The organism is Azospirillum picis (assembly GCF_017876115.1).
Taxonomy (GTDB): Bacteria; Pseudomonadota; Alphaproteobacteria; order Azospirillales; family Azospirillaceae; genus Azospirillum; species Azospirillum picis.
Genome location: NZ_JAGINO010000008.1, coordinates 173828 through 194017, shown reverse-complemented (window position 1 = coordinate 194017; position 20190 = coordinate 173828). Strand labels below are relative to the sequence as shown.

The 20190-nt window shown below is 68.1% G+C and carries 16 protein-coding genes; 10 read left to right on the top strand and 6 right to left on the bottom strand.

Features of this window, described 5'->3' with window-relative positions; translation table 11 throughout:
* The first annotated feature begins 134 nt into the window (after positions 1-134).
* Positions 135-956 (top strand): hypothetical protein, encoded by an 822-nt coding sequence (locus tag J2850_RS13700; protein WP_209982487.1) that lies wholly within the window; start codon positions 135-137, stop codon positions 954-956.
* 155 nt (positions 957-1111) lie between these two features.
* Here the strand turns inward: J2850_RS13700 and J2850_RS13695 are convergent, their stop codons facing one another.
* From J2850_RS13695 to J2850_RS13680, 4 genes are all read right to left on the bottom strand, one after another.
* Positions 1112-2665, bottom strand: coding sequence for a SpoVR family protein (locus J2850_RS13695; RefSeq protein ID WP_209982485.1), 1554 nt, complete (start codon positions 2663-2665; stop codon positions 1112-1114).
* A 281-nt stretch (positions 2666-2946) separates the two neighbouring features.
* On the bottom strand, positions 2947-4239 hold the full coding sequence (locus J2850_RS13690) for a YeaH/YhbH family protein (protein WP_209982483.1): 1293 nt from the start codon (positions 4237-4239) through the stop codon (positions 2947-2949).
* A 150-nt stretch (positions 4240-4389) separates the two neighbouring features.
* Entirely contained in the window at positions 4390-6336 is a 1947-nt protein-coding gene (locus J2850_RS13685; RefSeq protein WP_209982481.1) for a PrkA family serine protein kinase, read from the bottom strand.
* A gap of 937 nt (positions 6337-7273) precedes the next feature.
* Complete coding sequence (locus J2850_RS13680; protein ID WP_246513046.1) at positions 7274-7753, bottom strand: response regulator; 480 nt, start codon at positions 7751-7753, stop codon at positions 7274-7276.
* 146 nt (positions 7754-7899) lie between these two features.
* Between J2850_RS13680 and J2850_RS13675 the strand changes: the two genes are divergently transcribed.
* Complete coding sequence (locus J2850_RS13675; RefSeq protein ID WP_209982479.1) at positions 7900-8748, top strand: NUDIX hydrolase; 849 nt, start codon at positions 7900-7902, stop codon at positions 8746-8748.
* Between the two features lie 108 nt (positions 8749-8856).
* On the opposite strand, the gene J2850_RS13670 is transcribed toward J2850_RS13675, so the two are convergent.
* Complete coding sequence (locus J2850_RS13670) at positions 8857-9396, bottom strand: c-type cytochrome (protein WP_209982477.1); 540 nt, start codon at positions 9394-9396, stop codon at positions 8857-8859.
* A gap of 341 nt (positions 9397-9737) precedes the next feature.
* Between J2850_RS13670 and J2850_RS13665 the strand changes: the two genes are divergently transcribed.
* Both J2850_RS13665 and J2850_RS13660 read left to right on the top strand, forming a co-directional pair.
* The gene (locus tag J2850_RS13665; protein WP_209982476.1) at positions 9738-10502 is read left to right on the top strand and encodes a 3-deoxy-manno-octulosonate cytidylyltransferase; all 765 of its coding nucleotides are present in this window, start codon (positions 9738-9740) and stop codon (positions 10500-10502) included.
* 97 nt (positions 10503-10599) lie between these two features.
* Positions 10600-11466, top strand: coding sequence for a prephenate dehydratase (locus J2850_RS13660; RefSeq protein ID WP_209982474.1), 867 nt, complete (start codon positions 10600-10602; stop codon positions 11464-11466).
* A gap of 22 nt (positions 11467-11488) precedes the next feature.
* Here the strand turns inward: J2850_RS13660 and nudC are convergent, their stop codons facing one another.
* A complete protein-coding gene (gene nudC, locus J2850_RS13655) occupies positions 11489-12406 on the bottom strand; it encodes an NAD(+) diphosphatase (protein WP_209982472.1) in 918 nt (305 codons plus the stop codon).
* Positions 12407-12555: 149 nt separating this feature from the next.
* Between nudC and hisN the strand changes: the two genes are divergently transcribed.
* From hisN to J2850_RS13625, 6 genes are all read left to right on the top strand, one after another.
* Positions 12556-13338 (top strand): histidinol-phosphatase, encoded by a 783-nt coding sequence (gene hisN / locus J2850_RS13650; RefSeq protein WP_209982470.1) that lies wholly within the window; start codon positions 12556-12558, stop codon positions 13336-13338.
* Between the two features lie 50 nt (positions 13339-13388).
* Entirely contained in the window at positions 13389-13922 is a 534-nt protein-coding gene (locus J2850_RS13645) for a hypothetical protein (protein WP_209982469.1), read from the top strand.
* Positions 13923-13992: 70 nt separating this feature from the next.
* Positions 13993-15855, top strand: a complete 1863-nt coding sequence (locus J2850_RS13640) for an extracellular solute-binding protein (protein WP_209982467.1) — start codon at positions 13993-13995, stop codon at positions 15853-15855.
* Positions 15856-15974: 119 nt separating this feature from the next.
* The gene (locus J2850_RS13635; protein WP_209982465.1) at positions 15975-17804 is read left to right on the top strand and encodes an extracellular solute-binding protein; all 1830 of its coding nucleotides are present in this window, start codon (positions 15975-15977) and stop codon (positions 17802-17804) included.
* A 54-nt stretch (positions 17805-17858) separates the two neighbouring features.
* Entirely contained in the window at positions 17859-18974 is a 1116-nt protein-coding gene (locus J2850_RS13630; protein ID WP_209982463.1) for a microcin C ABC transporter permease YejB, read from the top strand.
* On the top strand, positions 18974-20059 hold the full coding sequence (locus tag J2850_RS13625; protein ID WP_209982459.1) for an ABC transporter permease: 1086 nt from the start codon (positions 18974-18976) through the stop codon (positions 20057-20059). The genes J2850_RS13630 and J2850_RS13625 overlap by 1 nt, the downstream gene beginning before the upstream one ends.
* The last annotated feature ends 131 nt before the right edge of the window (positions 20060-20190 follow it).

Below are 20190 nucleotides of genomic sequence, written 5' to 3'. Positions count from 1 at the left end.
ATCGCCAACCGGAAGACGGACAAGATGGCGCACCCTGGGACCGCAGCAGCCGGAGGGGTGCGGGGCCGGCGCCGCTATCGGGATACGGGTGTCTGCTGTATGCTGCTGGATGTGCCACTGCGGGAGGCGTCGCCATGCCCGTGATCGATGCCGGCCAGCGCCGGAAGCTCGAGGACCAGTGTCTCCGCAAGGCGGAAGAGACGGTGCGCCAGATGCGGCGGGAGGCGGAAACCGGTGATCCGGCCCGCGTCGACGCCCTGGCGGACGGATTGGCCGCACAACTGAAAGCCCGCGAGTTCCCCAGCCTGCGCGCCGCCGAGTTCCGTGAGACCGGCCGCGCCATCCAGCGCGGCGCCTACCAGCGCAGCGTCGATACGCTGCTGGTGCAGGCCGAACGCTGCGGCCACCGCGGCGACGACAAGGGACGCAACGCCCTGCTCACCCAGGCGAAGGAGCGGTTCGCCAAGGCGCTGCGCTTCGGTGCCGACGACGAGTTCCGCCATGGGGTCGAGCGGCGTGTGCAGGCGGTGCTGCTGACCAGCAGGGACGGGGTGGACGACCGCACCAAGCAAGCGGCCAAGCGCAGGCTGGACCGGGATGCCGCCGGCGCCAGACCGCCGAACGGCGTCGAGCGCCGCCGCGCCATCCGCTACGTCGACCCGCCGCTGGCGGTCGAGGCGGACGGGCGGAGTTGCACGACCCTCAACTGGTCGACCCGCGGCCTGCTGGTCGCGGTGCCGCCGGGCGAGCTTCCGCACGCCGTCGGCGACCGGCTGCGGCTGGACCTGCAGTGTCCGGAGGCACCGGGGTCCGGCGGGCGGCAAGTCGCCCATGTCGTCCGCCTGGATCCCGACCGGCGTGCGGTGGCGCTGTCCTTTCCCGACATCAGCACCGTGGTGCTGGACCTGATGCACGCCATGAAGGAGGCCGGCATCAGGCCCGAACCGGAGCGGTGACCGAGCCCGCCCCCTTTGTATGGGCGGAGTGTGGGCGGAGGTCGGAAAACCTGCTTAGGGTCTGTCTGGTGCTTATTGAAGCACCCGACAGACCCTAAGCTTTTGGTTCCCGTGTGAGTCGCGTTTCAAGCGATACCGCTTGAAACGATCACGCTCTAGACCACGCCGATCCCGCTGGGCGCGGTGACCGCGTGCTCCTTCAGGATCGCCTCGGAGATCGCCGACACCTCGATGAGCTGCACCTCGTAGCCCCAGAGGTTGGCAATGTGGCGCAAGACCGCCTTGGCGTCGCCTTCGTCGAGCAGCACCCCGTTGGTGACGCGGTGCTGCAGGATCAGCTTGCGGTCGCCGGCGAGGTCGACGTCGACGATCTGGATGTCCGGCTCCAGGTAGCCGAGGTCGTACTGGCGGGCCAGCTTCTTGCGGATGTCGCGATAGCCCCGCTCGTTGTGGATGTGATCGACCAGCAGATAGGGGTCCTCCGCATCGTCGCGCACGCTGAACAGCTTCAGCTTCCGCATCAGGTGCGGGCTGAGATACTGCAGCACGAAGCTCTCGTCGCGGAAGTTGGCCCAGGCCTCGCGGACCGCCGCCATGCCGTCGCCGCGCCCGGCGAGGTCGGGGAACCACTGGCGGTCCTCGTCGGTCGGCGTCTCCGCGATGCGGGCGATGTCCTGCATCATCGCGAAGCCCAGCGCATAGGGGTTCAGGCCGGAGAAACGCTTGTCGTCGAATTCCGGCTGGAACACCACCGACGTGTGCGAGTGCAGGAACTCCAGGAAGGCGCCCTCGCTGATCTGGCCGGTCTCATGCAGGCGGCTCATGATCTGGTAATGGACGTAGGTGGCGCAGCCCTCGTTCATCACCTTGGTCTGCTTCTGCGGATAGAAATACTGCGAGATGTGGCGGACGATGCGCAGGAGCTCGCGCTGCCAGTGCTCCAGCCGCGGCGCCTTCTTCTCCAGGAAATAGAGGATGTTCTCCTCAGGCAGGCCGAGCAGCTTCTTGCGCTCCGACACCGACTTGGAAGGCCGCTGGCCGGCGGCCGGCTTGGGCACCGTGCGCCACAGGTCGTTGAAGGTCTGGTCCTGGTATTCCTGCCGCTCGCGCTCGCGCCGCTGCTCGGTGCGCAGGTCGGAGCGCTTCTTCGGGTACTTGTGCACCCCCTGGCTCATCAGCGCGTGGGCGGCATCCAGCACCCGCTCCACCGCGGCATGGCCGTAGCGCTCCTCGCAGTGGGAGATGTAGGTCTTGGCGAATTCCAGATAATCGAGGATACCTTCGGCGTCGGTCCACTGCTGGAAAAGCTGGTTGTTCTTGAAGAAGTGGTTGTGGCCGAAGGCGGCGTGGGCGATCACCAGCGTCTGCATCGTCATGGTGTTCTCTTCCATGATGTAGCTGATGCAGGGACTGGAGTTGATGACGATCTCGTAGGCGAGGCCGCGATAGCCCTTGCGGTACATCATCTCGTCACGGGCGAAATGCTTGCCGAAGGACCAGTGCTTGTACATCAGCGGCATGCCGATGGAGGAATAGGCGTCGAGCATCTGCTCGGCCGTGATGACCTCGATCTGGTTGGGATAGACGTCGAGGCCCATCTCCTTCAGCGCGATGTGCTCGACGGCGTCATAGACGCGCTTGATCTTGTCGTAATCCCATTCGACGCCGTCGTACAGCAGCGCCTCGGGCCTGGTGATCACAGCGGTCATTCTCGATCTCCCCCTGCCTTCCATTCATGGAAGGAATTCAAAAACTCCCCTCTCCCGCCCCGGGAGAGGAAGGGGCCCGCCGCAGGCGGGAGGGTGAGGGGTGATCCAAAGGGCCAGAAGCGCATGGTTCCTTGGATCACCCCTCACCCTTCCCATGCTGCGCATGGGCCCCGAAGTCGCTCGCAAGCCTCGCGACTGCATTCCGCCTACGATCGCCTTTCGGCGCTCGTCCGGCTTACGGCCGTCGGCTCCACGCCCTCTCCCGGGACGGGAGAGGGAGATCAAGCCCCCGCCTTCTCGCGGGCGAACAGCTCGCGGAAGACCGGGAAGATCTCCCGGCGGGACCGGACGCGGCGCATCGCCAGCGGGCGCTCCGGGCTCTGCACCTGCTTGTAGGTGCGCCAAAGCTCGGTCTCGCGCCCCAGCGCCGACAGCCCCATGTTGTGCTCGGCCGCCACCTCGATGTAGGCGAAGTACTGGCACATCGGCAGGATGGCGTCGCGCAGCAAGGCCGCCGACTTGGCGTTGTCCGAGGACATGTTGTCGCCGTCCGACGCCTGGGCGGCATAGATGTTCCACTCGTTGTGCGGGTAGCGCTCCTGCACCACCTTCTGCATCTCCTCCAGCGCCGTCGACACCACGGTGCCGCCGGTCTCGGTGGAGTAGAAGAAGGTTTCCTCGTCGACCTCCTTGGCCTCGTGGGTGTGGCGGATGAAGACGATGTCGACCGAGCGGTAGCGCCGCTTCAGGAACAGGTAGAGCAGCATGAAGAAGCGCTTCGCCAGGTCCTTCATGTGCTCGGTCATCGAGCCGGACACGTCCATCAGGCAGAACATCACCGCCTGGGCGATCGGCTTCGGCACCGTCTCGAAGCGGTTGTAGCGGACGTCGATCGGGTCGATGAAGGGGATGCGCTTGGAGCGCAGGACGATGCGTTCGAGCTGCTCGCGCAGCGCCTGGATCTGCTCGGCGTCCTCGCCCGATTCCTCCGCCTCGCGGAGCAGCTCCTCCATCTCGCGGATCTCGTCGCGCTTGGGGCGCTTCAGCGCGATGCGGCGCGACAGGCTGTTCCGCATGGTGCGGACCAGGTTCAGGTTGGCGGGCGACCCCGACACCGAATAGCCGGCCCGCGTCAGCGTGTGCGATTCCGACTGCTTGACCTTCTGCTTCACCAGATCGGGAAGCTCCAGATCCTCCAGGAAGATGTCGAGGAACTCGTCGCGCGACAGGACGAAGCGGAACTCGTCCTCGCCCTCGCCGTCGGCGCTGCCCTCGCTGCCGCGACCGCCGCCGCCGCCGTCCGGGCGCTGGATGGTGTCGCCTTCCACATACTCCTTGTTGCCGGGCACGACATAGTCGCGCACCCCGCCCTGGGACGCGCGGTGGAAGGAAGGCTCGCGCACCCCGCCGGCGGCGATCGTCACCTTCTCGCCGTTCTCGATATCCTGGATGCCCCGTTTGCCCGAGGCGTCGCGGACCGCCTTGACCACCTGTTCCTTGGCGCGGCGAAGGAAGCGCTGGCGGTTGGCCAGGCTCTTGCCCTGCGGGTTCAGGCGACGGTCGATGATGTTCATCAAGGGGCTGGCCCTCCCACCCGTTTCGTCACGCGGCCTTCAGACTTTGACAGCTTCCTATGACAGTGGGATCGCCGCGGGGCGTTGCAACACCCTGCCCCGCGGCAATTCCGTGCCTCGTCGGTCTGCCTGCCAATCAGCCCGCCGGCCTCAGCCCGCCTGCTTGACCCGCATGTACCACTCGACCAGCCGGCGGACCTGCCGCTCGGTGTAGCCGCGCGACATCATGCGCGAGACGAACTCGGTGTGCTTCTTCTCGGTCTCGCCGTCCTTCTTCGAGCCGAAGCTGATCACCGGCAGCAGATCCTCGACCTGGCTGAACATCCGCTTCTCGATCACCTCGCGGATCTTCTCGTAGGAGGTCCAGGACGGGTTGCGGCCGGCGTTGGCGGCACGGGCGCGCAGGGCGAACTTCACCACCTCGTTGCGGAAGTCCTTCGGGTTGGCGATGCCCGCCGGCTTCTCGATCTTCGTCAGCTCCTGGTTCAGCAGCTCGCGGTTCATCAGTTGGCCGGTGTCGGGATCCTTGAAGTCCTGGTCCTCGATCCAGGCGTCGGCGTAGTCGACGTAGCGGTCGAACAGGTTCTGGCCGTAATCGGAGTAGGATTCCAGGTAGGCCTTCTGGATCTCGTTGCCGATGAACTCGGCATAGCGCGGGGCGAGTTCGGCCTTGATGAACTCGACGTACTTCTTCTCCGTCTCTTCCGGGAACTGCTCGCGCTTGATCGCCTGCTCCAGCACATACATCAGGTGCACCGGGTCGGCCGCGATCTCGGTCGAGTCGTAGTTGAAGGTCGAGGCCAGCACCTTGAAGGCGAAGCGGGTGGAGATGCCGCCCATGCCCTCGTCGACGCCGCCCTGGTCCTTGTACTCCTGCATCGACTTGGCCTTGGGGTCGGTCTCCTTGACGCTCTCGCCGTCATAGACCCGCATCTTGCTGTAGAAGCTGCTGTTGGGGTGCTCGCGCAGGCGCGACAGCACCGAGAAGCGGGCCAGCATCTCCAGCGTCGCCGGCGCGCAGGGGGCGGTGGCCAGGTCGGAGCCGCGGACCAGCTTCTCGTAGATCTTCTGCTCCTCCGCCACGCGCAGGCAGTAGGGGACCTTGATCACGCAGATGCGGTCGATGAAGGCTTCGTTGTTCTTGTTGTTCTTGAAGGTCTGCCACTCCGCCTCGTTGGAGTGGGCCAGGATCACGCCCTGGAAGGGGATGGCGCCGATGTTCTCCGAGCCGACATAGTTGCCCTCCTGCGTCGCGGTCAGCAGGGGATGCAGCATCTTGATCGGCGCCTTGAACATCTCGACAAATTCGAGCATGCCCTGGGTCGCCCGGTTCAGGCCGCCGGAGAAGCTGTAGGCGTCGGGATCGTTCTGGCTGTAGATCTCCAGCTTGCGGATGTCGACCTTGCCGACCAGCGACGAGATGTCCTGGTTGTTCTCGTCGCCCGGCTCGGTCTTGGTGACGCCGATCTGGCGCAGCTTGCTCGGGTGCAGCTTCACCACCTTGAAGCGGGTGATGTCGCCGCCGAACTCGTCGAGGCGCTTCACCGCCCACGGGCTCATCAGCCCGGTCAGGCGGCGCTTGGGAATGCCGAAGCGCTCCTCCAGCTCGTCGCCAATCTCGTCGGGGTTGAACAGGCCGAGCGGGCTCTCGAAGGTCGGGCTGATCTCCTTGCCGGCCTTGAGGACGTAGATCGGGCACTTCTCCACCAGCGACTTCAGCCGCTCGGCGAGCGAGGACTTGCCGCCGCCGACCGGTCCCAGCAGGTAGAGGATCTGCTTGCGCTCCTCCAGCCCCTGGGCGGCATGGCGGAAGAAGCCGACGATCCGCTCGATCGTCTCCTCCATGCCGTAGAACTCGGAGAAGGCCGGATAGACCTTGATCGTCCGGTTCATGAAGATGCGGCCCAGGCGCGGGTCGCGGGCCGTATCGACCACCTCCGGCTCGCCGATGGCGGCCAGGATGCGCTCGGCGGCCGAAGCGAAGGCCATGGGGTCGTCGCGGCACAGTTGGAGATAGTCCATCAGGGACATCTCGGTTTCGCGGCGGGTCTCGTACGTCTGCGTGTAGCGCGTGAACAGTTCGTCGGCCGGGAACATTCGTCGCTCCGTCTTATCTGGTCCGATGCGCCGGAGGCCGCTGCCGGTCTATCCGGCGGCGGCGCGCGGCGCATGCCGCGATCCATGGGGCACTCCAAGGGATGGAACGGAACCGGTGGTCCCGCCACACCCCCGCTCAGCGGTAGAAGCCAGCGGTCTGGTGTAAGGAACGGTCCTGCAGAGGCCGGGGGCCGTACGTCCTGTGACGCTCCGTCTCCCGAACAAGTCATTTTTGAATGTAATGCCCCACCTTGAGCTTTCCAGGCACTCAGGCTCCATAGCCTGAAAGCCCGCGGTGGGGTCGCCCTTTGCCATAGGGTCTAGGCCCCTTGGCAGGAGCTGGCGCGGCGAGCGCGCCGATGCATCCCGCGCTTGCGGAAGGTACGGACGGGAGAGGCTTGCGGTGCCAAGGGTGGACGGCGTGGGACCGGCGGCCGAACGGGTGGCCCCTCCAGTCAGGGTATGTTGCCCGGTACGGTTCGACTGGGCGCCCTTGATCACGCCATCGCCCTCCAGAGACTTGCGCGCCGCCTCGACGAAGCACGGCGCTGGATCTTATCGTCGATGCTGGACTTCAAACCTTAACAAAATCTCGCAGGGGCCGTTGCCGTCGCTCGCGGCGGGGGTCGCAACACCTCGCCGCGGCGGGCGCCGCAACACCTCTTAGAGATCATGTTGCGTCCCAATCGTCTCCATCAACAAGGCGGAAATTGGGTAAGGGTTCGGCACCGGTTCGGCACGGACGGCGAGTCCCATTCGTTTATGCAGTGAATTCAAGCCCTTGCTTCCTCTCCCACAGGGCGGGAAATCTTTTTGGGCGGAAGCCTGAGGCGCGCGCCTGCGCGCGGTCGGGTATCGGGCGGCACCGGGCATCCCGGCTGCCCCGGTCCGGAGCCCGCCTTTCCCGGTCGCCGCCCCGGTCGCCGCCCCAGCCGCCTCAATGCGGCGCGACCACGCTCTCCGCCTTGAGGCAGGCGGCCAGAACCCCACGCAGGGCCGCCGGCGCGACCGGCTTGGCCAACAGCGCGTCGACGCCGACCGCCCCGGCCGAATCGCGCCGCTCCTGGTCCACGCGACCGCTCATGAAGACGACGGGCGGCCGGTCCCGGCCGGACGGGGTGCCGGCGCGCAAGGCACGGACGAACCCGAAGCCGTCCAGCGGCTGCATCTCGACATCGCACAGGATGACGTCGGGCGTCCGGTCGGCGACGGCGGCCAGCGCCGTCTCGCCGTCGGCGGCCTGGATCACCGTCCCGACGCCGAGCCCGCCGAGCATCTTGGCCAGCACCATGCGGGTGAAGGGGTCGTCCTCGACGACAAGGACGGACAGGACGCCGAAGACCACCGCCTCCTGCCCCATCCCCATCCCCTGCCCCTGCCCCTGCACCATCCCCTGCCCGATCCCCGCCGACTCCATGGCTCCGCCTTTCACGCCGTCCGTGGTGATGTCCCGGTGTGCGGGTGTATGCAGGCAACCGAGGGGACACAAGATGCCCGGTGCGGAGGGGGCCATGCCCTGGATGGGCGGTTGCGCCGGGAACGCGGCGCAGCTTAGATGGAGGCATGAGCTTCCTCGATCATATCCGCGCGTGCAACGCGCATGACCTGTCCGGCTTCCGCCGATTCGAGCTGGACGGCCACTTCGTCGGCTGGGTGCGCCATGAGCTGGCCGAGGCGCTGCCCGGCGTGGATCCCGGCTTCGTCGTCACCGCCGACCGGGTCGGGATCGCCGCCGAGATCAGGGATTTCGAGGCGCGATCCACCCTGCTCGACCATGCCGCCGCCTATCTGGTGGAACGCGGCACGGTGAAGGCGCTGCGCGGGGAGTATTATCCGGTGCTGCCGCGCTGGGGAGCGGAGCCGCTCGCCCGGCTCGACCGTGCAGCGGTCGCCGCCTTCGGCATCGAAGCCTTCGGCCTGCACGTCAACGGCTATGTCCGCGGGGATGACGGCCTGTCGCTCTGGATCGGCCGCCGGGCCGGCGACCGCGACGTGGCGCCGGGCCTGCTCGACAACATGGTCGCCGGCGGCCAGCCCATCGGCCTGTCGCTGGCCGAGAACCTGGAGAAGGAGGCGGCGGAAGAGGCCGGCCTCGACGCCGCCACCGCGCGACTGGCCAAGCCGGTCGGCGCCATCAGCTACAGCCTGGAAACCGCGGTCGGGCTGAAGCGCGACCGCCTGTTCGTCTACGACCTGGAACTGCCGGCCGGCATCACGCCGGTCAACACCGACGGGGAGGTGGAGTCGTTCGAGCTGTGGCCGCTGGACAGGGTCGCCGCGTCGGTACGGGGCACGGACGACTGGAAGTTCAACGTGAACCTCGTGGTGACCGACTTCCTGATCCGCCACGGCTGGCTGACGGCGGAGAACGAACCCGACTATCTGGAGATCGCCTGCGGGCTGCGGCGCTGACCGTCCGCCCCCGGAACGACCGTAACGCTCATCCCACAACGAAAAGCCCCGCCTTCCAGCGAAGGCGGGGCTTTCCGCATGCGCGGTCCGGGTAGGTTGCCGGGACCGTTATTGCGGCAGCGGCTGCGGGCTGTCGGCCAGCGATCGCAGGTAGGCGATGACCGCCGCCCGCTCGTCATCCTTCTTCAGGCCGGCGAAGGTCATCTTGGTGCCCGGCGCATAGTCCTTCGGGTTGTAGAGGAACTTGTTCAGCTCGTCGTAGGTCCAGGTCCCGCCGGTCTTCACCAAGGCGTCGGAATAGGCGAAGCCCTGCATGTGGCCCTTCGGCCCACCGATGATGCCGTACAGGTTAGGGCCGACCTTGGCGGCGCCGCCCTTGTCGAAGCTGTGGCAGGCGGCGCAGGCCTTGGCGACCTTCTGGCCGGCGGCCGGATCGGCGGCGGCGAGCAGGGGAGCGATCGGTGCCGGGCCGGTCGGCTCCGCCGCCTTGCCCGCCGGGGCTCCCGACCCCTCGGGTGCGGCGATGGCATAGACGCTTTTTTCCAGCGGCTTCGAATGGACCAGCACCTTGGCCGCGAAACCCGTCAACATGGCGATCAGCCCGGCCAGCAGCACGGCGCCGAAAATCTTGTTCCACTCCATGCTCATTGATGAGCCCCTTGTTCCCTAATTTCAGTGCACTCGGCGTTTCCCCCGCCCGCGGCTCCAGGCGCCGCGGCCACCATAGCCTGCGGTCCCGACGGGTCATAGCCCGCCGGACCGCGAAAAAAGGTCGCATACAAATTTGCCGCAGTCATCAGCCTCTTAAATTGCTTGCGAGGCACGCTGCACCGCAACAGGCCGGCCGCCCCGGCGGCGGGGCGCTCCACCGGCTGCCGGCGGCCAGGGGCGGAGCATGCGACGGCCCCCCTTGACGGCGTGTGGCCGCCCATGGTTCACCCCCGCAATCCCGCGAAACGCCACGCTCGTGGCCCATCGGAGCCCTTGCCATGACGACTGCCGCCGCCCGCCCCGCCAACCCGATCGTGGTGATCCCGGCCCGGATGGCCTCCACCCGCCTGCCGGGCAAGCCGCTGGCCGACATCCTGGGGGCGCCGATGATCGTCCATGTGATGCGCCGCGCCCAGGAGGCGGCCATCGGCCCGGTGGTCGTCGCCTGCGCCGAGCCGGAGATCGCCCGCGCGGTGGAGGCGGCCGGCGGCACCGCGGTGCTGACCCGCCCCGACCACCCGTCGGGCTCCGACCGCATCTTCGAGGCGCTGCGGCTGGTCGACCCCGAGGGCCGGCACGACGCCGTGGTCAACGTCCAGGGCGACCTGCCGACGGTGGAGCCGGAGGCGGTGCGCGCCGCCTTCGCCCCGCTGGAGGACCCGTCGGTCGACATCGCCACCCTGGTGGTGGAGATCACGCGGGAGGAGGAACGGACCGACCCCAACGTGGTCAAGGCGGTGCTGGAACTGCCGCCCGGCGCCGCCCGGGGCCGCGCGCTCTACTTCACCCGCACCACCGCCCCGCACGGGGACGGCCCGCTCTACCACCACATCGGGCTGTACGCCTACCGCCGGGCGGCGCTGGAGCGCTTCGTGGCTCTGCCGCCCGCGGTGCTGGAGCAGCGCGAGAAGCTGGAGCAGCTCCGCGCGCTGGCCAACGGCATGCGAATCGACGCGGCGGTCGTTGACGCGGTTCCGCTGGGTGTCGATACTCCGGCCGACCTGGAGCGCGCCCGCGCCCTGCTCGCCGGCAAGGCCGGCTGACCGCACCACGCCGGCCGCGAGGCCGGCCAACCACGCCGGCCCCAAGGCCGGCCGACCGCAGCTTCCGCTTCGCCCAGTCGCCGAAGGATCCCCGTCAATGGCCACCGCCAACATCATCGCCTTCCAGGGTTTCCCCGGCGCCTATTCCGACCTGGCCTGCCGCAACGCCCGGCCGACCATGACGACGATGCCCTGCGCGACCTTCGAGGACGCCTTCGCCGCCGTGCGCGACGGGCGGGCGTCGCTGGCGATGATCCCGGTGGAGAACTCCATCGCCGGCCGGGTCGCCGACAACCACTATCTGCTGCCGGAAGGCCGGCTGCACATCATCGGCGAGCATTTCCAGCGGGTGAACCACCAGCTCCTGGCGCCGCGGGGCGCCACGCTGGAGGGGCTGAAGACGGTGCGCAGCCACATCCAGGCGCTGTCCCAGTGCCAGACCGCGATCCGCGGCCTGGGCCTGCAGACGATCAACCATGCCGACACCGCCGGGGCCGCGAAGGAGATCGCGGCGCTGAACGACCCGCAGCACGCCGCCATCGCCTCCTCCCTGGCCGCCGAGATCTACGGACTCGACACCCTGAAGAGCGGCATCGAGGACGCCGAGCACAACACGACCCGCTTCCTGATCCTGGCGCGCGAGCCGAAGCTGCCGGCGCTGGGGTCCTGCAAGACCATCACGACCTTCGTGTTCCGCGTCCGCAGCGTGCCGGCGGCGCTCTACAAGGCGCTGGGCGGCTTCGCCACCAACGGCGTCAACATGACCAAGCTGGAAAGCTACATGGTCGGCGGCCGCTTCACCCAGACCCAGTTCTATGCCGACGTCGAGGGCCACCCCGACGAGCGCCCCCTGCGCCTCGCCCTGGAGGAGCTGGACTTCTTCGCCCACGAGGTGAAGATCCTCGGCGTCTATCCCGCCAACCCCTTCCGCTACCAGGAAAGCCAGCGGGTGGGCGAGGACTGACGCCGGCTGCGCCGGGGACGGCTCACCCTTCGTCGAGCCACTCGCTGATCAGGCGGTGGGCGATCGAGTCGGAGCGGGGAAAGCGGAAGGTCTCGTCCGGGACATGGTCGCGCAGGAAGGCGCGGTCGAACCAGGCGGCGCTTTCCAGCTCGTCGCTGCCGGTGTCGATGTCGAAGCTGGTGGCGCGCGCAGTGAAGCCCAGCATCAGCGAGGACGGGAAGGGCCAGGGCTGCGACGAGCGGTAGCGGATGTCGGTCACGGTCAGCCCGACCTCCTCGAACACCTCGCGGGCCACCGTGTCCTCCAGGCTCTCGCCCGGTTCGAGGAAGCCGGCCAGCACCGAATGCATGCCGGGGGCGAAGCGGGCCTGGCGGCCCAGCACCACCCGGTCGCCGCCGTCATGCACCAGCATGATCACCGCCGGGTCGGTGCGCGGGAAATGGTGGGTTGCGCAGTCCGGGTTGGTGCAGATCCGCACATGCCCGCCCTCGGCCGACGCCGCGGGGGAGCCGCAGACGCCGCAGAAGCGGTGGCGGGCGTTCCACCAGACCATGCCGCGGGCGTAGGCGCACAGCGCCGCCTCGCCCTCCGGCATCTGCGGGCCGGTGCTGCGCAGATCCTCGAACCGGGCGCCGCCCTGCATCGGCTCCCGAAGCGCCGGCAGCGACTCCGGCGCCTCGACCATCGACAGGTCGAGGGCGAAGATCGGGGTGCCGTCCATCAGGCCGAGGAAGATCGGTACCGCCTCCAGCCCCTCGCCGGCCAGCATGACGGCACGCGGCGCCTCCGGCGGCCCGGAGACGAGGTTCCGGCTCTGCCAGACCGGAAGGACGCGGGCCGACGGTGCCAGCCAGGCCTGCGTCAGCCAGTCCTCGTCCTTGCGGCGGAGCGACGCGCGGTCGAGCGGGGTGGCGGCATAGATGTTGGGTCGGTTCATCATGGTGGAGCAAAGGCTGCCACAAGCCGCGCCGGCCGGAAAGTCCCGCCGCATCCGCCTGATGTCCAGGCCGGGTGCTTTCGGGTTTCCGGGCGGGACCTGCGCCGTTAGGATGCGGCAGCCATACCGGCCCCCATGACCAAGGAGCGACCATGACCGAACCCTGCCCCGCCCCGATGGTGGCGCTCGCCCAGCGGTTGGCCGACTCCGGGGCCAGCGTCGTCCGGCGTTATTTCCGCACCCCCGTGGCCATCGACGACAAGGCCGACCACTCGCCGGTCACCGTCGCCGACCGCGAGGCCGAGCACATGATCCGCACGCTGATCGAGAGCCGGCGCCCCGACGACGGCATCTACGGCGAGGAGCACGGCACCAAGAACCTGGATGCCGAATGGGTGTGGGTGATCGACCCGATCGACGGCACCAAATCCTTCATCGCCGGCCGGCCGATCTTCGGCACGCTGATCGCGCTGCTGCACCACGGCCGCCCGGTGCTGGGCATCATCGACCAGCCGATCGTCGGCGACCGCTGGGTCGGCGTCGAGGGCCGGCCGACCACCCACAACGGCCAGCCGGTGCGCGTGCGCCCCTGTCCGGGCGGGCTGGGGGCGGCGATGTTCGGCACCACCTCCCCCGACCTGTTCCCCGGCGGCGACTACGACGCCTACCGCCGGCTGGCCGGTCAGGTGAAGACCTCGGCCTATGGCGGCGACTGCTACACCTACGGGCTGCTGGCCTCGGGCTATTACGACCTCGTCGTCGAATCGGGGCTGAAGCTCTACGACTTCGCCGCCCTGGTGCCGGTGGTGACCGGGGCCGGCGGGCTGATGACCGACTGGGAGGGCAAGCCGCTCGACGCCAGCTCGTCGGGCCGGGTGATCGCCGCCGGCGATCCGCGCACCCACGCGGAAGCCATGGCCGTGCTGGCCGGCTGATCCCGCCTCGTCATCCGTCTCGTTCGCACCCGTTTCAACCGGAAGCCGAAATGACCGCCGTTTCCCCGCCCGCCCGCTCCGTCTTCGAAACCTCGCCGGAGCGCCTGCGGCCCTTCCTGGAGGGGCTGGCGGCGCGGGTGGCCGGCGGGTCGAACTGGATGGTGCGCAAGAAGACCATCTGCGACCTGCTGCTGGGGCTGGACGCCTTCTTCGCGCTGCCGGCGGCCGAGCGCCAGGCGATGATGGCCGGGGGCGCCTCCGGGAGCGGCGCCCCGGTGGACGACTCCGACCAGGCGGGCGGCCCGGAGGATTTCCGCAAGGTGCTGCCGCTCTATGTCGGCGCCATCCTGGAAGGGCTGGGGGAGACCGAGCTGTCCTCGCCGGAGCAGGCGGCGATCTACCTGCTGTCGATCCATCCCGAACACCAGGCGGCGGCGGAGGCCTGGATGCTGGCCGACCCGCGCCACGGCAAGGCGGTGCGCAGGCTGATGCGGAGCGACCGCCGCTACCGCCAGCTCATGGACCGCATGGCCGAGCACTGGCGGGCGCAAAAGGCCGGAAGTGCCGGAAACTTCACGGAATGAGGGGTTTCCGGCTTGACCACGGCGCGGCTGTGGCAATCTAACGAAAGCCTTCTCCGACGCAGGACCGCCGATGCGCCGCCTTCTCGCCGTTGCCGCCACGCTGCTGACGCTTGCCGCTCCCCCGACCATCGTGACGGTCACCGGACCGGCCTTCGCCAGCGTGACGGTCACCGCCCTGAAGCAGTTCGGCGAGCCGGAGTTCAAGCCGGGCTTCACCCACTTCCCCCACGTCAACCCGGACGCCCCCAAGGGCGGGACGGTGACGCTGGCCGAATCGCAGCCCGGCACCTATGACAGCCTGAACACGCTGATCCTGCGCGGCGTGCGGCCGCGCACGCTGGGGCTGATCTCCGACACGCTGATGGTCGGCTCGGGCTGGGAACTGGATGCCGCCTACGCCCATCTCGCCGAGAGCGTCGAGGTGGCCGACGATTACGGCTGGGCGGTCTTCACGCTGCGCCAGGGTGCCCGCTGGCACGACGGCGTGCCGGTCACCGCCGCGGACGTGGTCTTCACCTGGGACGCGATCCAGGCCCACGGCGCCCCCTTCATCAAGTCCTTCCTCGACCGCATCGCCAAGGTCGAGGCACTCGACGAGCGCCGGGTCAGGATCACCCTGAACGGCGCCGGCGAGATCAAGCCGATCATCGACTTCGCCGTCACCCTGGCGCCCCAGCCAAGGCATTGGTGGACCGCCCAGGGCCGCGACATCTCCAAGACCACGCTGGAGGCGCCGCTGGGCAGCGGCCCCTACCGGATCGCGGCGGTCGATCCCGGCCGCTCCATCACCTACGAGCGGGTGAAGGACTGGTGGGCCAAGGATCTGCCGACCGCCCGCGGCTTCTACAATTTCGACACGGTGAAGGACGACTTCTACCGCGACGACGACGTGATGTTCGAGGCCTTCAAGGCCGGCGCCTATGATTTCCGCGGCGAGTACCGGGCGCAGCGCTGGACCACCGGCTATGATTTCCCCGCGGCCAGGGACGGACGCGTGCTCAAGCTGGCGGTGCCGAGCGAGCTGCCGCTGGGCGCCCAGGGCTTCCGCCTCAACACCCGGCGCGACAAGTTCGCCGACGTCCGCGTCCGCGAGGCGCTGGCGCTGCTGTTCGACTTCGACTGGATCCAGAAGAACATCCTGTACGGCCAGTACAAGCGGACGCTCAGCAACTTCCCCAACTCCGAGTTCGGTGCGGCGGGGAAGCCCGGCCCGGACGAGCTGGCGCTGCTGGAGCCCTACCGCGACCGCCTGGCCGAGCGCGTGCTGACCCAGCCCTTCACCCTGCCCGCCGGCGACGGCAGCGGCAACAACCGGGCCCAGGTGCGCGAGGCGACGCGCCTGTTCAAGGAGGCCGGCTGGGAGGTCCGCAACGGCAGGCTGACCAACGTGAAGACCGGCGAGGGGATGGCGATCGAGTTCCTCGACGGCACCGGCGCCCTGACCCGCGTCATCCAGCCCTATGTCGAGACGCTGCGCCGGGTCGGCATCGACGCCACCCTGCGCATCGTCGACACCGCGCAGTTCCAGGCCCGCACCGACGAGTTCGACTTCGACGCGATCATCGTCAACATGAACTTCTTCACGCCGCCGGGCACCGAGCTGCGCGGCTATTTCGGCTCCGCCGCCGCCGGCATCAAGGGATCGTCGAACTATTCCGGCATCCATGACCCGGTGGCCGACGCGCTGATCGACAAGGCGCTGGCGGCGAAGGACCTTCCCGCGGTGGAGGCGGCGACCCGCGCGCTCGACCGGGTGCTGCTGTGGGGCTTCTACATGGTGCCGCACTGGTACAATCCGGAGAACTGGATCGCCCACCGGGCCTGGCTGGCCCACCCCGCGGTCTGGCCGAAATACGACCAGGACTACCGCAGCACCAACTTCCCGGCCACCTGGTGGGTGGACGCGGCGAAGAAGGCGGGCGCGCAGCCTTGATCGCGCCCCGATGCCGGGCTACCTCCGGCAGACCGAACCAGAATGAACGAACGGCAAGGGATGAACCGGGAATGACCAGTCGGATGCGGAGGCAAGACGGACGCCGGACCGCCGGCCTGATGGCGGCCCTGATCCCGGCGGTGGCCGGCCTGCTTCTGCTGGCCACGCCGCTGGCGGCGCAGGAGGGCGGCGGCTCCCATGCCATCGCCCTTCACGGCACGCCGAAATACGGCCCCGACTTCCAGCATCTCGACTATGTGAACCCCGAGGCGCCGAAGGGGGGCGAGGTCAAGCTCATGGCCTTCGGCGGCTATGACAACCTCAACCCCTTCATCCTGCGCGGACAGGCGGCGGCCGGGTCCGGGCTGGCGTTCGAGACGCTGACCACCAGCAACGGCGACGAGGCGATCACCGAGTACGGCCTGCTGGCCGAAAGCATCCAGGTCGCCGACGACCGCAGTTGGGTGTCCTTCACCCTGCGGCCCCAGGCGCGCTTCCACGACGGCAAGCCGGTCACCGTCGACGACGTGATCTGGAGCTTCGAGACGCTGAAGGAGAAGGGGCATCCACTCTACCGTACCTACTACGCCGACGTGGTGAAGGCGGAGAAGACCGGGGAGCGCACCATCAAGTTCTCGTTCCGGAACGGCAACAATCCCGAGCTGCCGGTGATCATGGGCCAGCTCCCGGTGTTGCCGCAGCATGCCTTCGCCGGCCGCGACTTCGCCGCCACCACGCTGGAGCCGATGGTCGGCAGCGGCCCCTACAAGGTGGTCGACGTGCAGCCCGGCCGCTCCATCACCTACGAGCGCGTGAAGGACTGGTGGGCCAAGGATCTGCCGATCAACCGCGGCCGCTACAATTTCGACCGCATCCGCTACGACTACTACCGCGACCTCGACGTCGCGTTCGAGGCGTTCAAGGCCGGCGCCTATGATTTCCGGCAGGAGAACTCCTCGAAGAACTGGACCACCGGCTACAACGTCCCGGCGGTGCAGAGCGGCCAGATCGTCAAGGAGGAGCTGAAGCACCAGGACCCGCAGGGCATGCAGGCCTTCGTCTTCAACATCCGCCGGCCGATCTTCGCTGATCTCCGGGTGCGCGAGGCACTGAACAACCTGTTCGACTATGAATGGACGCGGGCGAACCTGTCCTACGGTCTCTACCAGCGCACCAAGAGCTACTTCGCCAACACCGAGCTGGCCTCCACCGGCCTGCCCTCGCCCGCCGAACTGAAGCTGCTGGAGCCCTTCCGCGGCCAGATCCCCGACGAGGTCTTCACCAAGCCCTACGAGCCGCCCAAGACCGACGGCAGCGGCAACATCCGCGCCAACCTGCGCACGGCGCTCGGCCTGCTGAAGGAGGCCGGCTGGGACCTGAAGGATGGCAAGCTGGTCAACGGCCAGGGCCAGCCCTTCCGCTTCGAGATCCTGCTGGTCCAGGCCGACATGGAGCGCATCGTCCAGCCCTTCGTCCGCAACCTGGAACGCGCCGGCATCCAGGCGCAGATCCGCGTGGTCGACAGCGCGCAGTACCAGAACCGGACCGACAATTTCGATTACGATATGATCATCGAGCGCTTCCCGCAGTCGTTGTCGCCCGGCAACGAGCAGCGCGACTACTGGGAATCCTCGCGTGCCGACCTGCCGGGCAGCCGCAACAGCATCGGCATCAAGAACCCGGTGGTCGACAAGCTGGTGGAGGCGCTGATCGCCGCGCCCGACCGCGACTCGCTGATCGCCGCCACCCGCGCGCTCGACCGCGTGCTGCTGTGGAACTGGTACGTCATCCCGCACTGGCACGACACCGTCTACCGGGTGGCCTATTGGAACCGTTTCTCCCATCCCGCCGTTGCTCCAAAATACGGGCTGGGCTTCTCCGACACCTGGTGGGTCGATGCGGACAAGGACGCCAAGCTCGCCGGCAGCCCGCGCCGGACGGGTCAGTAAGCTTCGGTTCCAGACTTACGCTTCACCGGATCAGGGAGGATCGGGACACCCGCGATGCTGGCCTACATCATCCGCCGCCTGCTGCTGATCATCCCCACCCTGTTCGGGATCATGGTGATCAATTTCCTGATCGTGCAGATCGCCCCCGGCGGCCCGATCGAGCAGATGATCGCCCGCGTCCAGGGCACCGCGGTGGAGGCGACGTCACGCATCGGCGGCAGCGCCGGCGGCGACAGCGGTGCCGCCAACGCCCAGCGCCAGGCCCAGGCCGGCAATGAGAGCGGCGGCAAGTACCGCGGCGCCCAGGGCCTCGACCCTGCCTTCATCAAGCAGTTGGAGAAGGAGTTCGGCTTCGACAAGCCGCTGCACGAACGCTTCATCCACATGATGTCGAACTACGTCATGTTCGATTTCGGCACCAGCTACTTCCGCGACCGCCGGGTCGTCGACCTGGTGCTTGAGAAGATGCCGGTATCGATCTCGCTCGGCATCTGGACGACGCTGATCGTCTATCTGGTCTCCATCCCGCTGGGCATCGCCAAGGCGGTGCGCGACGGCCAGCCCTTCGACGTCTGGACCTCCGGCGTGGTGATCGTCGGCTATGCCATCCCCAGCTTCCTGTTCGCGGTGCTGCTGATCGTCGTGTTCGCCGGCGGCCGCTACCTCGACTGGTTCCCGCTGCGCGGGCTGGTGTCGGACAACTGGTCGTCGCTGCCCTGGTACAAGCAGATCCTCGACTATTTCTGGCACATGGCGCTGCCGGTGCTGTCGATGGTGATCGGCGGCTTCGCCGGCCTGACCATGCTGACCAAGAACTCCTTCCTGGAGGAGGTCGGCAAGCAGTATGTCGTCACCGCCCGCGCCAAGGGGCTGAGCGAGAACCGCGTGCTCTACGGCCACGTCTTCCGCAACGCCATGCTGATCGTCATCGCCGGCTTCCCCGGCGCCTTCATCGGCATCCTGTTCACCGGCGCCCTGCTGATCGAGGTGATCTTCTCGCTCGACGGGCTGGGGCTGCTGGGCTTCGAGGCGGCGATCAACCGCGACTACCCGGTGATGTTCGGCACCCTCTACTTCTTCACGCTGCTGGGGCTGATCATGAACCTGGTCGGCGACATCACCTATGTGATGGTCGATCCCCGCATCGACTTCGATTCGCGGAGGGTGTGATGACGCCGCTGACCCGGCGCCGGCTGGCCAACTTCCGGGCGAACCGCCGCGGCTTCTGGTCCTTCTGGATCTTCCTGGTGCTGTTCTTCGTCTCGCTGGGGGCGGAGTTCATCGCCAACGACAAGCCGCTGGTGATCGAGTACGAGAACCACTACTACTGGCCGGTCTTCAACGCCTATCCCGAGACGACCTTCGGCGGCGAGTTCGAGACCGAGACCGACTACCGCGACCCCTACGTGCGCGACCTGATCAACGCCAAGGGCTGGATGGTCTGGCCGCCGATCCCCTACAGCTACCGCACCATCAACTACAACCTGCCGGTCCCCGCCCCCGCGCCGCCATCGGCCGACAACTGGCTCGGCACCGACGACCAGGGCCGCGACGTGGTGGCGCGGCTGATCTACGGCTTCCGCATCTCGGTGCTGTTCGGGCTGGTGCTGACCGCCTTCTCCTCGGTGGTCGGCGTGGCGGCCGGCGCGGTCCAGGGCTATTTCGGCGGGCTGACCGACCTGCTGTTCCAGCGCTTCATCGAGATCTGGCAGGGCCTGCCGACCCTGTTCCTGCTGATCATCCTGGCCAGCGTGGTGACGCCGACCTTCTGGTGGCTGCTGGGGCTGCTGCTGCTGTTCTCCTGGACGGCGCTGGTCCATGTGGTGCGGGCGGAGTTCCTGCGGGCGCGCAACCTCGACTACGTGCGCGCCGCCAAGGCGCTGGGGGCAGGCGACGTCACCATCATGGTGCGCCACGTCCTGCCCAACGCCATGGTGGCGACGCTGACCTTCCTGCCCTTCATCCTCAACGGCTCGATCACCACCCTGACGGCGCTCGACTTCCTCGGCTTCGGCCTGCCGCCCGGCTCGCCGTCGCTGGGCGAGCTGCTGGCCCAGGGCAAGGCCAACCTGCAGGCGCCCTGGCTGGGGCTGACCGCCTTCTTCGTGCTGGCGATCATGCTGAGCCTGCTGATCTTCATCGGCGAGGCGGTGCGCGACGCCTTCGACCCGCGCAAGACCATCGCCCAGATGTCCAGCGCCATCCCCGGCGAATCGGCCGCCGAGGCGCTGAGCAAGAAGGAAGCGGCGGAGTGACGGCGCCGGATGCCCCCTCCCCGGCCCTCCCCCGCTTCGCGGGAGAGGGAGAAAATTCCCTCCACCGCCAAAGGCGGGGGAGGGTTAGGGAGGGGGCACCCGGCACGCGCCTTCCGCCAACGAAGAAGGCC

What these genes read in the sequence shown, in the direction of transcription:
- J2850_RS13630 (WP_209982463.1), top strand. Translation starts at nt 17,859, where the DNA reads ATGCTGGCCTACATCATCCGCCGCCTGCTGCTGATCATCCCCACCCTG.
- hisN (WP_209982470.1), top strand. Translation starts at nt 12,556, where the DNA reads ATGACCGAACCCTGCCCCGCCCCGATGGTGGCGCTCGCCCAGCGGTTG.
- J2850_RS13660 (WP_209982474.1), top strand. Translation starts at nt 10,600, where the DNA reads ATGGCCACCGCCAACATCATCGCCTTCCAGGGTTTCCCCGGCGCCTAT.
- J2850_RS13665 (WP_209982476.1), top strand. Translation starts at nt 9,738, where the DNA reads ATGACGACTGCCGCCGCCCGCCCCGCCAACCCGATCGTGGTGATCCCG.
- J2850_RS13670 (WP_209982477.1), bottom strand. Translation starts at nt 9,396, where the DNA reads ATGAGCATGGAGTGGAACAAGATTTTCGGCGCCGTGCTGCTGGCCGGG.
- J2850_RS13645 (WP_209982469.1), top strand. Translation starts at nt 13,389, where the DNA reads ATGACCGCCGTTTCCCCGCCCGCCCGCTCCGTCTTCGAAACCTCGCCG.
- J2850_RS13680 (WP_246513046.1), bottom strand. Translation starts at nt 7,753, where the DNA reads ATGGAGTCGGCGGGGATCGGGCAGGGGATGGTGCAGGGGCAGGGGCAG.
- J2850_RS13685 (WP_209982481.1), bottom strand. Translation starts at nt 6,336, where the DNA reads ATGTTCCCGGCCGACGAACTGTTCACGCGCTACACGCAGACGTACGAG.
- J2850_RS13700 (WP_209982487.1), top strand. Translation starts at nt 135, where the DNA reads ATGCCCGTGATCGATGCCGGCCAGCGCCGGAAGCTCGAGGACCAGTGT.
- J2850_RS13625 (WP_209982459.1), top strand. Translation starts at nt 18,974, where the DNA reads ATGACGCCGCTGACCCGGCGCCGGCTGGCCAACTTCCGGGCGAACCGC.
- nudC (WP_209982472.1), bottom strand. Translation starts at nt 12,406, where the DNA reads ATGATGAACCGACCCAACATCTATGCCGCCACCCCGCTCGACCGCGCG.
- J2850_RS13675 (WP_209982479.1), top strand. Translation starts at nt 7,900, where the DNA reads ATGAGCTTCCTCGATCATATCCGCGCGTGCAACGCGCATGACCTGTCC.
- J2850_RS13690 (WP_209982483.1), bottom strand. Translation starts at nt 4,239, where the DNA reads ATGAACATCATCGACCGTCGCCTGAACCCGCAGGGCAAGAGCCTGGCC.
- J2850_RS13695 (WP_209982485.1), bottom strand. Translation starts at nt 2,665, where the DNA reads ATGACCGCTGTGATCACCAGGCCCGAGGCGCTGCTGTACGACGGCGTC.
- J2850_RS13640 (WP_209982467.1), top strand. Translation starts at nt 13,993, where the DNA reads ATGCGCCGCCTTCTCGCCGTTGCCGCCACGCTGCTGACGCTTGCCGCT.
- J2850_RS13635 (WP_209982465.1), top strand. Translation starts at nt 15,975, where the DNA reads ATGGCGGCCCTGATCCCGGCGGTGGCCGGCCTGCTTCTGCTGGCCACG.